We start from the raw sequence: 12,250 nt of genomic DNA, 5'->3' as shown, positions 1-12,250 counted from the left end.
GTCTGGCTTCTTCAGCGGTGATCTGATGCGTGGGCTGACGATCCGTATTTTGCTGTTTCTGTCTCTCGCGCTTTTGCCCATCGGGCTGATCGCGGTTGTGCAGACACGGCAGATTGCGGATCAGAGCCGCCAAAGCGCAGAGCTATCGCTGATCGCCGTCACAGAACAGGCCTCGGCCGCGGAACGCCGGGTGATCCAAGAGGCTTTCGGCGCCGCCGAAGCGCTCACCTCGATCGTGCGTCTCAGGCGAGACGACCCAGAGGAATGCACCGCCTTCCTTAAAGAATACAAACAAGCGTCAGACATCTATTCGCTTGTGGGTTTCATCGGGCTAGACGGGAAAATGACCTGCTCCTCCACGGGGCAGGATCATGACTTTTCCGAGGATGAGAACTTTCAAACACTGGTGGAAACACCGGTCCGTCGTGCGATGCCGGTGTTGCAAGGGGCGGTCAGCAATCAGATGGTCACGCTGATCAACGCGCCGGTCTACGAAGAGCGCGAATTGATCGGCTTCATGGCGCTCAGCATTCCCGAAGACGCCATCAACGCGATACGCGAACCCAAGAGCAAACACAGCAGCGTCGCGATGATGACCCTCAACAAGATGGGCCACATCCTGACCACCGAAAACGGGCTGGCCGTTGCCAAAAAGGAATACCCCAGCGATGTCGCCTTGTCGCTGTTGACCACCAAAGAACCCAACGTCTTCCTTTCAGAGAATTTCGATGGCCAAGACCGCGCCTATGTGATCGTCCCAATCGTGCCAGACACGGTCTTTGCGCTGAGCGTATGGCCCAGAAACACCCCGTTTCTGGACACGGGCGTTTCCACCCGCCTGAGCGCGCTTTTGCCCATCGTCATGTGGCTGGCCAGCTTGATCGTGGCCTTCTGGGCGTTGAACCGGCTGGCGATCAACCACATTCGCAAGCTTGGCCGGCAGATGCGTCGCTTTGCGCTGAACCGCACCCTGCCGCGCGGGACGCTTGGCCCCTCGGTGCCCACCGAATTGGTCGAGATGGAATCCGCTTTTGTCGGCATGGCGGAATCGATCCTGCGAGATGAGGCGACGCTCGAAGACAGCCTTCGGCAAAAGAACATCCTGCTGAAAGAGGTCCACCACCGGGTCAAAAACAACCTTCAGCTTATCTCGTCGATCATGAACATGCAGATCCGGCAGGCCAAAAGCGAAGACGCGCGTTTTGTCCTGCGGCGCTTGCAAGATCGCATCCTCAGCCTCGCCACCGTGCACAAGAACCTCTACCAGAATGACGATCTGGTGCGGGTCAATGCCAGCGAACTGCTGAACGAGATTGTAGGCCAGATGCTATCGGTCGGGCTGGCCTCTGGTTCGGGCGTGCAGGTTGAGCAATCCTTTGAGCCGATCAAGATTGACGCCGACGATGCGGCCCCCCTCACCCTGCTGGTGTCAGAGGCGCTGACCAACGCGCTGAAATACGTCTCGACGGTCGAACATGGCAAAGGGTTCATTTCGCTCAAGCTGATCCAGACCGGGCCGGAACAGGCGATGATTGAAGTCCGCAACACCATCGGCAACCCCGAAGAGGTGAAATCCGGCACCGGGCTCGGCTCTCGTTTGATCCTTGCCTTTACCCGCCAGTTAAACGGTCAGGTCGAGGTTGAAACCACGGATGGCGTTTACCAAATCCGGGTGAATTTCCACGTGCCGACCGACAGCAAGATGGTCTACGACTACTGACGCGCTATCGATCAGCGGAATCTGGCCGGAAACGTGGCCCGCAAGCCACAGACTCGTCATAGGCGAAAAATTTGTCGGAACCCTTTGGCTCGCGCACGGTTGAGCACCTGAAACGCAGTGCTAAAAAGGAAAACGGAGATGACCACGGAGCTCTTTCTCGGCGGTCTGACCATCCTGACCTTAGCCGCGGTCATCATTCTGGCCTTAACCACGGGCCGACGGGAACTAAACCCGGATGAAGACCGTGCCGGTCGCGACAAACAGCAACCGGAGACCCAAAGGTCGAACTACCGGTCAGACTATTAAGACCTGACACCCCTATCGACCGCCCCGAGCAGAACGCTCGGGGCGGTCGATATTTATAGGGCGTCTTTTCAAAAACTGGGGGGCGTGCAGGCGCTGACAATCTCACAGGGGTCGGTGCCAATATTGCGAAACCGATGCGGCAGGCGGCTGTCGAACAGGTAGCCATCCCCAGCGTTTAACAGGCTAACTGCGCCATCGACCGTCACCTCGATGCTGCCCCGCACCACCACGCCCGCTTCTTCGCCCTCATGGCTCAGAAACTCCGGCCCGGTATCCGCGCCGGGCTCATAGGTTTCATGCAGCACCTGAAGCGCGTGATGCGCCGCGTTGCCCAATTGGCGCAGCGATACGCCGCCCTGGTGGCTTGGCGAAATCTCGGTCAGTTCCTGCGCGCGGTAGAAAACCTTGGCGCTGTCGTCCTCCTCAAGGATCGAGAAGAACTCCGCCATACTGATGGGAATCGCGTCCAGCAGGCTTTTCAGCGATGCGACTGATGGGCTCGTCCGGTTCTTTTCGATCAGCGAGATCGTGCCATTGGTCAGCCCGGCCTTGGTCGCAAGCTCACGTTGGGACAACCCATGTTTCTTGCGGATCGCTCTAAGTTTATCGCCGACGTTCAATGACTTGTCCTTTGTGGGCATCGGCGTTGCGACCGGGCATCGTGGCGGAGGGGCAACCGATGATCTTGGGAATTGTTAGATAGGCTCTGCCTTCGCGATTGACAATTATATTAAACGGAATATGGATTTTTTAAACGACACGTCACTGCCCCTCTCTCTTTCGCAATAAGGTATCTGTTCCATGTCCAGCACCGTCAAGAAATCGCACCGCAAATCCTCTGCCAAGGCCAAAGCCGCGCCGCAGATGACAGTGGTCGAAGCAAATCCCGCCACCAAACCCGACGGTCAGACGAATGCCGACCTCGTCGCGCGCCGCGACGCCGCCGTGCCGCGCGGTGTGGCCTCCGCCGCGCCGATCTATGCGAAATACGCCGAGAATGCCGAACTGTGGGATGTCGAAGGCAACCGCTACATCGATTTCGTCGGGGGCATCGGCGTCCTGAACACCGGCCATCGCCACCCCAAAGTGGTCGAAGCCGCCAAGGCGCAAGAAGATCACTATACCCACACCAGCTTTCAGGTGGTGCCCTACGGCCCCTACATCGAACTGGCTGAAAAACTGAACGCGCTGGCCCCGGGTGACGCACCCAAAAAGACGCTGCTCGTCACCACCGGCGCCGAAGCCGTTGAGAACGCCGTGAAAATTGCCCGCGCCGCCACTGGCCGTCCGGGCATCATCGCCTTCACCGGCGGCTACCATGGCCGCACCCTGCTGACGCTGGGCATGACCGGCAAGGTCACGCCCTACAAAAAAGACGTGGGCCCTTTCCCGGCAGATGTCTTCCGTGCGCCTTTCCCTTCGGTGCGCGACGGGATCACCGTGCAGGACGCGCTGACCGGGTTGAAGAACCTCTTCCTCACCGATGCCCAGCCCGAGCGCGTTGCCGCGATCATCATCGAGCCAGTGCTCGGCGAAGGCGGCTATACCCCTGTGCCTTTCGACATGATGCAAGAACTGCGCGCAATCTGTGACCAGCACGGCATCCTGCTGATCGCCGACGAAGTGCAGGCCGGGTTTGGCCGCACCGGCACATGGTTCGCGATTGAGCATTCCGGCGTCGCGCCGGACCTGATCACCGTGGCGAAATCCATGGCCGGTGGGTACCCGCTGGCCGGTGTGATTGGCCGCGCCGATGTGATGGACGCGATGGCCCCCGGCGGTCTGGGCGGCACCTATGGCGGCAACCCGGTGGCTTGTGCTGCAGCGCTGGCGGCGATTGAGGCGATCGAAGACGAAGGTCTGCTGGCCCGCTCCACCGCGATGGGCGAAACGCTCAAAGCCCGCTTTGCCGAAATCGGCGCGCGGTCGGCGCCCTACCGCTTTTGGGATATCCGCGGCCTTGGTGCCATGGTCGCCGTCGAATTCGTAACCGACTTTGACAGCGCCAAACCCGATGCCGATTTCACGAAGCGCGTCATCGCCCACGCCCTCAAGCGCGGCCTGCTGCTGCTGAGCTGTGGCATGCATGGCAACGCCGTGCGCGTGATGGTTCCGCTGACCGCATCTGACGCCATCGTCGAAGAGGGCCTCGCGATCTTTGAAGAGGCCGTGGCCGCAGCTGTCGCCGAAGAGCAAAAATAAACCAACCGGCCATGCCGGAGGGATCGGGCGTGCGGGGCAACCTGCGCGCCCATTTTTATGGCGCGCATCCGGTGGGGCAGGTCTCTGGCAGCACAGGCCTTGGCATCCGCTGGGGAAGCGCGCAAACTCCGCCTGAAATCAATGCCGGAGTGACGATGCCCCTGTTAGACCCCTTGCCCATTTGCACCATTACGGGGATGTTTCACGTGAATAGCGCGGCTGCCCGCGGGAGCCGTTCATGACCGCGCCGATGCGTCCCGGCCCGCGCAACCTGATCACCGATGTGGCAGGGCTGAAGGTCGGCAGTGCGCAGGACACGCGGCTGAAATCCGGCAGCACCGTGTTGATCGGCGACACGCCCTTCACCGCCTCCGTCCACATCATGGGCGGCGCCCCCGGCACGCGCGAGACCGACCTGCTGGCCCCCGACAAGACCGTGGCGGCGGTCGATGCGCTGGTGCTTTCGGGCGGCTCTGCCTATGGGTTGGATGCTTGTTCGGGCGTGGTGGATGCCCTGCGCGCGCAGGGGCGCGGGTTTCGCGTAGGCGATGCGCTGATCCCGCTGGTGCCCGGCGCGATCCTGTTTGATTTACTCAACGGCGGAGACAAGGATTGGGCGCAGAACCCCTATGCCGATCTGGGCCGCAAGGCCATGGAAGCGGCCGACGAAGAGTTTGAAATAGGCTCTGTCGGCGCGGGCACCGGCGCGCTCAGCGCGATGGTAAAAGGCGGGCTCGGCTCGGCCAGTTTGCAACTGCCCGATGGCAGCATGGTCGGTGCGCTGGTGGGGGCCAATCCGGTCGGTGCCGTCACCACGCCCGGTGACCGCTACTTCCACGCCGCCCCGTTTGAGATCGACAGGGAGTTTGGCGGGCTGGGGCCAGACCCTTCCGCCGGGCTGGGGCTGCGCTTTGAGAGCCGCAAGATGGCCGCCATGTCGGCCCGCGCCAATACCACCATCGCCATCGTCGCCACCGATGCCGCGCTGACCAAGGCCGAATGCCAGCGCGTTGCCGTGGCCGCCCATGACGGCATCGCCCGCGCCGTGGTGCCCGCGCATATGCCCAATGACGGCGATCTGGTCTTCTCCCTCTCGACCGCGGCGCGACCTGCGGGGGATGTGGCGATGATCGGCCATGCCGCCGCGCTTTGCCTGTCGCGCGCCATTGCCCGCGCGATCTATGCCGCCTCCCCCGCCCAAGGGGATCTTCTGCCTTGTTGGAGCACGCTGAATGCCTGATCTACCCCTCTCCGATATCTCCCTTCATTACGAGGTCGACGGCAGCGGCCCGCCACTGCTGATGCTGGCAGGCATGCTCAGCGACAGTGCAAGCTGGGGCGCTTTGGCACCGCTGCTTTCGGATCATTTCACCCTGATCCGGCCCGACAACCGCAGCACCGGGCGCACAACGCCGTGGGACGCAGAAACCTCCGTCGCGCAGATGGCGCGGGATGCGCTGACGCTAATGGAGTATCTGGGGCATGACACCTTTCACGTCGTCGGCCATTCCATGGGCGGGCTGATGGCGATGGAGCTTTTTGGCCTAGCGCCCGAGCGCATCCAAGCGATGAGCATCCTCGCCTCCGCCCCGGTCCGTGCGCCGCGCACTATGGCGGTCTTCGACGCGCTGCTGGCCGTGCGCCGCGCGCCGCAAGGGGAGCAGCTTTGGCTGCGGGCGCTCTACCCTTGGATTTTCGCCCCCGGTTTCTTTTCCGACCCGAAAAATACTGAGACCGCCCTTGCCGCCGCGTTGGCCTATCCCCATGCGCAGAGTGCGGATGCCATGGCCCATCAACTCGAAGCGTTGCGCGGTTTCCGCCCCACGGTGCGCCCTGCCGATCTTCGGTGCCCAACCCAAGTGTTGCACGGCGCCGAAGACCTGCTGATCCCCCGCGCCGCCGCCGAGGAAGCCTTTGCGCAGGTCCCGAACCTGACGCAGACCACCCTGCCAAACGCAGGCCATTCGATCCATTGGGACGCCTCTGAGGCCGTCGCCCAACACCTGCGCCAATTCCACGCCACCGCCGGAGACCCGAGATGACACAAGACCTTTACGGATTGGAAACCTCTGCCAGCCGCCCGGAAACCCTGCAGGCGATCAACGATTTCATCCACGGCTTTCTGTCTTACCAGCCCAAAGCCGCAGGCGTCATCGCCGCAGCCGATGCCGACCCCGAGGGCCCGCTGGTCAATGCCTATGCCGCGCTATTGTGGATGTTCCTTGAGCACCCCATCGCACCGGAAAAAGCCCGCCCCTATCTGGAACGCGCCACAGCCGCGACCGGGGCCAACGCCCGCGAGCAAGAGATCATCCGCGCCGTGGGCCACTGGATCGACGGCGATGTGCCCGCTCTCGTCGCTGCCTGTGACGCCATCACCGACAAATGGCCGCGCGATCTGGCGATGCTGAAACTGGCGCAATACCATCTGTTCAACACAGGCGATGCCGCTGGCATGTTGCGCCTTGCGCTGAAATCCCTGCCCGAGGCCGAAGACATTGCCTATGCGCACGGCATGATCGCCTTTGGCTACGAGCAGTGCCACCTGCTCGACCGGGCCGAGGCCGCCGCCCGCCGCGCGATGGAGCTGCGCCACGATGAGCCTTGGGCGCATCACGCGCTGGCCCATGTGATGCTAACGCAAGGCCGCGTGGCGGAAGGCGCGCGTTTCATGGAAAGCGTGGCCGTGACATGGACTGATCTGAACTCCTTCATGCGCAGCCACAACTGGTGGCATCTGGCATTGTTCTACCTGTCCCAAGGCCGTCACGCCGATGTGCGCGCCGCCTATGACCAGCACATCTGGGGGCTTGAGAAAGACTATTCTCAAGACCAAGTCGGCGCGGTGTCCCTGCTGGCGCGGATGGAGTTCGCGGGCGTTGATGTGGGCGACCGTTGGGGCGATGTGGCAGACCATGTGGCAGCGCGGGGGGCGGATACGGTCAGCCCCTTCCTGACGCTGCAATACCTCTATGCCCTCTGCCGCACCGGACGGCCCGAGGCAGCAGAGATGCTCAGCGCAATCAAGGCCCGCGCCGCCGAAACCACGGCCCATGACCATGCCGCATGGGCCGAAGTCGCGCTGCCCGCCGCCCGCGGCATCGCCGCCCATGCCAAAGGGGATTGGGCCACGGCGATCCGCGAACTTGGCTTGGCCCTGCCCCGCATGGCCGAATGCGGTGGCAGCCATGCGCAGCGCGATCTTTTCGAGCAGATCCACCTAGATGCGCTGGTGCGCGATGGCCGCGCCTCTGCCGCGCAACAGGTGCTTGAGATGCGCCGCACCTATGACCCCGAAGGCGTGCCGCTGAACCTGATGCTGGGCGCGGTCTATGAAAAGAGCGGTTTGCCAGATCTGGCCGCCCAAGCCCGCGCGCGGGCAGAACGCACGCTGGCCGGAGCCTAGACCGGGCCGCGTACTTTAGGCGCGCGGGCCGACGGTGACCTCGAATTCGGCGATGCCGTCGACACCCCCGGTGATCACATCGCCGGGCTGCACAGCCGCGACACCGGCGGGCGTGCCGGTCATGATGATGTCACCCGGTGCCAAGGTCACGGCCTGCGACAGGGTGGCGGTATGTTCGCGCACCGACCAGATCATTTGCGACAGATCGGCTTCCTGTCTCATCTCGCCGTTCACCGCGAGCCAAAGGCGGCCCTTCTCGACCGAGGCGACATCGGCGATGGGCAGGATTGGTGCGATGGGCGCGGAATTATCAAACGCCTTAGACCAGTCCCACGGGCGGCCCATCTTCTTGGCCTGCGCCTGAAGGTCGCGGCGGGTGAAATCGATGCCCACAGATGCGCCCCAGATGTGATCCATCACATCAGCTTCCGCGATGTTTGCGCCGCCCTTGCCGATGGCGATGACAAGCTCTGCCTCAAAGTGGAAATCCTCGGTCAGCGGCGGATAGGGCACGGTGCAGGGCGTATCGAGCGTGGCATCGGCGGGTTTGGTGAAAAAGAACGGCGGGTCGCGCATGTCATTGCCCATCTCAAGCACATGCGCCTCATAGTTGCGGCCCACGCAAAAGACACGGCGCACCGGGAAACGGTCGCTGGTCCCTTGAACGGCAAGGCTGCTTTGCTTTGGGGGGTCAATCACATACATCACTGGGTTCCTCTTGGCATGATGCGGCCAAGGAACACCCGCGCTTTGTAACAGTCAATGACCCCCGTGCGCTTATAAACCCTTGAGCGGCAACTCTTTCACAGGTCCGCGCCTTTGCGGATCGCCTCTTGCACCTCGCGGATGTCTTCGGCGCTCAGCCCATAGTCCGCCGCTGCCACCTCTGCGCTGATGTAGCCGCGCAGAAGGTCGCGTTTCACCAAGTCCTTGGGGCGTTCGGTGGCGGGGCCGTAGCCCGCGCCCCCCGGAAAGGCCATCATCACCTTTGCCCCATGCGGCACGAATTGTTTGCCCTTGCCGCGCATCGGCGTGCCATCGTCGCGGGCAATGGTGGTCGGGGCACCGGGGGCACCGCCCTGCCGCCCACGGGCGGGATGATCGACGCGGTCAAACATGGCCTGCATGTCGAACTCATGCCCCGCGCGGGCGCTGACTTCCATGTACTGCCCCAGCCCCCCGCGCTGGCGACCCGCGCCGCCGCTGTCGGGGCGCAGTTCTTTGCGCCAGATCACCACAGGACCGGCATGTTCCGTGGCCTCCACCGGCATGGTCATCACGCCCGAAGGGAAGGCCGTGGCATTCAGCCCGTCGTGTTCTGGCCGCGCGCCCGAGCCCCCGGAGTTGAAGGTCAGCACCTCGGCCCGGCGCGCGCCTGTGGGGGCTTGCGCATCCGTGCGCGGGCGCAGGCTGACTTGGAAGTTGCACAGGCAACCCGCGCCCTCGGCAGGGACAAGATTGGGCAGGATCTGATCCAGCGCCGCGTAGACTGTATCGGGCACGAAGTGACCGACGATGTGCCGCAGGGCCACGGGTGCCGGGTGCACCGCGTTGACGATGGTGTTTTCCGGCGCGGTGATCCGAAACGGCTCTAGCGAGGCGGCGTTGTTGGGAATCTCCGGCGCGATGGCGCATTTCAGCGCGTAGCAGGCATAGGCCTTGGTATAGACCAGCGGGCAGTTGATGCCCTTTTTGTCGATCCCGCTGGTGCCCGCGAAATCCGACAGGATGTGATCTTCTTCGATGCTCACCGTGACCTTCAGCGTGATCGGCGTGTCGAAGCCGTCGATCGTCATCTCGCCGGTCGCCTGCTGGCGTGGCAGCGCCGCGATCCGCTCCAGCGTGGCGCGGCGGGAATTGTCGAGGATGAAACCCGCGATGCCGGTGAGATCGTCGAGGGCAAACTCCTCCATCATGTCGATCAACCGGCGGTGGCCGATCTCGTTGCAGGTGGTCAGCGCGTAGATGTCGCCGACCAATTGATCCGGCTCGCGCACGTTGCCACGGATGATCCGCACCAGTGTCGCGTCGACCTTGCCCGCATCGGCGAATTTCATGATCGGCAGGTAAAGCCCTTCTTCGTAGACGCTCGCCGCATCCGCACCAAAGCCACGCCCGCCGATGTCGACGATATGCGCGGTACAGGCAAAGAAGCCGACCAGCTTGCCACGGTGAAAAGACGGCGTGACCATGGTGATGTCATGCAGATGGCCCGTCCCCTCCCAAGGGTCGTTGGTGATATAAACGTCGCCCTCAAGGATGTTCTGCCGCCCGATGCGGCGGATAAAATGCGCCACCGCGTCGGCCATGGCGTTGACGTGGCCGGGCGTGCCGGTGACCGCCTGCGCCAGCATCTGACCGTCGGTATCATAGACCCCGGCCGAGAGATCGCCCGCCTCGCGCACCGAGGTCGAAAAGGCGGTGCGCACCAGCGCCTGCGCCTGTTCCTCAACGACCGAGATCAGCCGGTTCCACATGACCTGATAGGCGACGTTGGAATGTGTCTGTGCCATGGGCTTACCCTTTCACGGTGATGTCGATGCAGCCGTCCGGCTGGCAGATGGCGCGGCGTGACGCGGGCAGGATGATCGTCGTCTCATCCTCGGTGATCGCGGCGGGGCCTTGGGCGGTCTGGCCGGGGGCCATCTGGGCGCGCAGGACCACGTCGGCATCGCAGTATTCGGCGAGCGCCGGGTCGAACATACGCCGTGTTAGAGCCACATCTGCCGCCGCACCCGGAGACTGCTCTGCGGTGCGGGCGACCGCCTCGGGCGGGGTGGTGGCATTGACCGACCAGACCGTGATCTCGATATCCAACCCCTCGACGGTACGACCGAAAAGCTTGGAGTAATCCGCCTCAAAAAGCGCCTCGAACCGGACGGCATTGGGGTTTAGGGCGTCTGCCTCGTCCAGCACGATGGGGATCTCCCAGCCCTGCCCGCTGTAGCGCATGTAGACTTTGTATTCCGACAGGATTTCCGCCCCGGCGTCGCAGTTGCGGACAAAGCCGGTGGCCTCTTCCTGCAGTTCGGCCAACAGCGTCTTGATGCGATCCGCATCGAAATCCGACAGCTTCATATAGACCGAGCGGTTGGCCTCGAAGCTAAACGGCGCGCGCAGGAACCCGATGGCCGAGCCGACCCCGGCACCAGGCGGCACCAGCAGGCGTTCAACGCCCAGTTTCTCACAGAGCCGCCCGGCGTGCAGCGGGGCCGCACCGCCGAAGGCGATCATCGTGTAGTCGCTGAGGTCCTCGCCGTTTTCCACCGCATGCACGCGGGCCGCATTGGCCATGTTTTCGTCCACCACTTCGGCCAGCCCAAAGGCGGCGGTGGCGGCGTCCATGTCCAATTCCTTGCCGATGACATTTTGCAACGCGCCTTCAGAGCCTGTGGTGTCGAGGCGGATCGAGCCGCCCGCGAAATTGTCGGGGTCGAGCTTGCCCAGCACAAGATCAGCATCGGTCACGGCAGGCTTCTCACCGCCCCGCCCGTAGCAGGCCGGCCCGGGCTCAGAGCCCGCACTTTCCGGCCCGACCCGGATTTGCCGCATGGCGTCGACATGCGCGAGCGAGCCACCGCCTGCACCGATCTCCACCATGTCGATCACCGGGATCGAGATCGGCATGCCGGAGCCTTTCTTGAAACGGTAGGTCCGCGCCACTTCGAACACTCGGCTGGTCTTAGGCGTCTGGTTCTTGATCAGGCAGATCTTGGCCGTGGTGCCGCCCATGTCGAAGCTCAGCACCTTGTCGAGCCCATAGCGCGCGGCGATGTTCGCGGCAAAGACCGCGCCCCCCGCCGGGCCGGATTCCACCAGCCGCACGGGGAATTCGGCAGCGCTTTCGATCGAGATGATGCCGCCGCCCGAGTGCATTAGGAAGATGTTGCAGGAGACACCTTCCTCTTGCAGCCGCCCTTCGAGCCGCCCAAGGTAGGATTTCATCAGAGGCTTGATATAGGCATTGGCGACCACGGTGTTGAACCGCTCATACTCGCGCATCTGCGGTGAGACCTCGGAAGAGATCGAGACCATGACCCCCGGCAGCCGCTCTTCTAGCACCTCGCGGATCAGCCGTTCATGCGCGTCATTCAGGTAGGAATGGATCAGCCCCACGGCGACGCTGTCATAGCCGGCGTCCGCGATACGGTCGGCCAAGGCTTCGACCTCGGTACGGTCGAGCGGCAGCAGAACCGCGCCGGTGGCATCGACGCGCTCTTCCACCGTGTAGCGCATCTGGCGTGGCAGCAGCGGCTCGGGGAGATTGAGGTTCAGGTCATATTGCTCGAACCGGCTTTCGGTGCGCATCTCGATCACGTCGCGGAAACCTTGGGTCGTGATCAGCGCCGTCTTGGCCCCGCGCCGCTCGATCAGCGCGTTGGTGGCCAGCGTTGTGCCGTGGATGATCTGGGTCAGGTCGGCAGGGGTGACCCCGGCCTTGGTGCAGACCTGATGCATCCCGTCGATGATCGCGTTCTCGGGCGCGGCATAGGTGGTCAGCACCTTGGTCGAGAAACTTTCGCCGCCCTTTTCCAGAACCACGTCGGTAAAGGTGCCGCCAATGTCTACGCCCAGTCGAATGGTTGATGCCATGTCTCACTCCTGTTTGGACGCAG

10 protein-coding genes are annotated in these 12,250 nt (G+C 63.2%); 6 read left to right on the top strand and 4 right to left on the bottom strand.

Translation table 11 applies throughout. The features are described 5' to 3' along the window. Positions 1–25: 25 nt before the first annotated feature. Both T8A63_RS00695 and T8A63_RS00690 read left to right on the top strand, forming a co-directional pair. Entirely contained in the window at positions 26–1,720 is a 1,695-nt protein-coding gene (locus tag T8A63_RS00695; RefSeq protein ID WP_322344710.1) for a sensor histidine kinase, read from the top strand. 138 nt (positions 1,721–1,858) lie between these two features. After that, positions 1,859–2,026 carry a hypothetical protein gene (locus tag T8A63_RS00690; protein WP_161487433.1) on the top strand — a complete coding sequence of 56 codons (168 nt, stop codon included), beginning with the start codon at positions 1,859–1,861 and terminating at the stop codon, positions 2,024–2,026. Positions 2,027–2,094: 68 nt separating this feature from the next. Here the strand turns inward: T8A63_RS00690 and T8A63_RS00685 are convergent, their stop codons facing one another. Beyond that, positions 2,095–2,646 carry a cupin domain-containing protein gene (locus T8A63_RS00685; RefSeq protein WP_067936475.1) on the bottom strand — a complete coding sequence of 184 codons (552 nt, stop codon included), beginning with the start codon at positions 2,644–2,646 and terminating at the stop codon, positions 2,095–2,097. Positions 2,647–2,827: 181 nt separating this feature from the next. On the opposite strand from T8A63_RS00685, the gene gabT reads away from it, so the two are divergent. The 4 genes from gabT (at position 2,828) to T8A63_RS00665 (ending at position 7,634) form a co-directional block, all read left to right on the top strand. Continuing rightward, the gene (gene gabT / locus T8A63_RS00680) at positions 2,828–4,228 is read left to right on the top strand and encodes a 4-aminobutyrate--2-oxoglutarate transaminase (RefSeq protein WP_201722087.1); all 1,401 of its coding nucleotides are present in this window, start codon (positions 2,828–2,830) and stop codon (positions 4,226–4,228) included. A 250-nt stretch (positions 4,229–4,478) separates the two neighbouring features. Then, the gene (locus T8A63_RS00675) at positions 4,479–5,468 is read left to right on the top strand and encodes a P1 family peptidase (RefSeq protein ID WP_322345787.1); all 990 of its coding nucleotides are present in this window, start codon (positions 4,479–4,481) and stop codon (positions 5,466–5,468) included. Further along, positions 5,461–6,270 (top strand): alpha/beta hydrolase, encoded by an 810-nt coding sequence (locus T8A63_RS00670; protein WP_322344709.1) that lies wholly within the window; start codon positions 5,461–5,463, stop codon positions 6,268–6,270. Before T8A63_RS00675 ends, T8A63_RS00670 begins: the two co-directional genes overlap by 8 nt. Then, positions 6,267–7,634: a tetratricopeptide repeat protein gene (locus tag T8A63_RS00665; RefSeq protein WP_322344708.1), complete on the top strand. Its 1,368-nt coding sequence runs from the start codon at positions 6,267–6,269 to the stop codon at positions 7,632–7,634. Before T8A63_RS00670 ends, T8A63_RS00665 begins: the two co-directional genes overlap by 4 nt. Before the next feature lie 15 nt (positions 7,635–7,649). On the opposite strand, the gene T8A63_RS00660 is transcribed toward T8A63_RS00665, so the two are convergent. The 3 genes from T8A63_RS00660 to T8A63_RS00650 form a co-directional block, all read right to left on the bottom strand. Then, on the bottom strand, positions 7,650–8,339 hold the full coding sequence (locus tag T8A63_RS00660) for a fumarylacetoacetate hydrolase family protein (protein WP_322344707.1): 690 nt from the start codon (positions 8,337–8,339) through the stop codon (positions 7,650–7,652). Between the two features lie 98 nt (positions 8,340–8,437). Beyond that, on the bottom strand, positions 8,438–10,147 hold the full coding sequence (locus T8A63_RS00655; RefSeq protein WP_322344706.1) for a hydantoinase B/oxoprolinase family protein: 1,710 nt from the start codon (positions 10,145–10,147) through the stop codon (positions 8,438–8,440). A 4-nt stretch (positions 10,148–10,151) separates the two neighbouring features. Then, positions 10,152–12,227, bottom strand: coding sequence for a hydantoinase/oxoprolinase family protein (locus tag T8A63_RS00650; RefSeq protein ID WP_322344705.1), 2,076 nt, complete (start codon positions 12,225–12,227; stop codon positions 10,152–10,154). Between the last annotated feature and the right edge of the window lie 23 nt (positions 12,228–12,250).

Source organism: Sulfitobacter sp. OXR-159, from assembly GCF_034377145.1.
Classification (GTDB): Bacteria; Pseudomonadota; Alphaproteobacteria; order Rhodobacterales; family Rhodobacteraceae; genus Sulfitobacter.
This window is presented reverse-complemented; position numbering and strand designations above follow the sequence as displayed.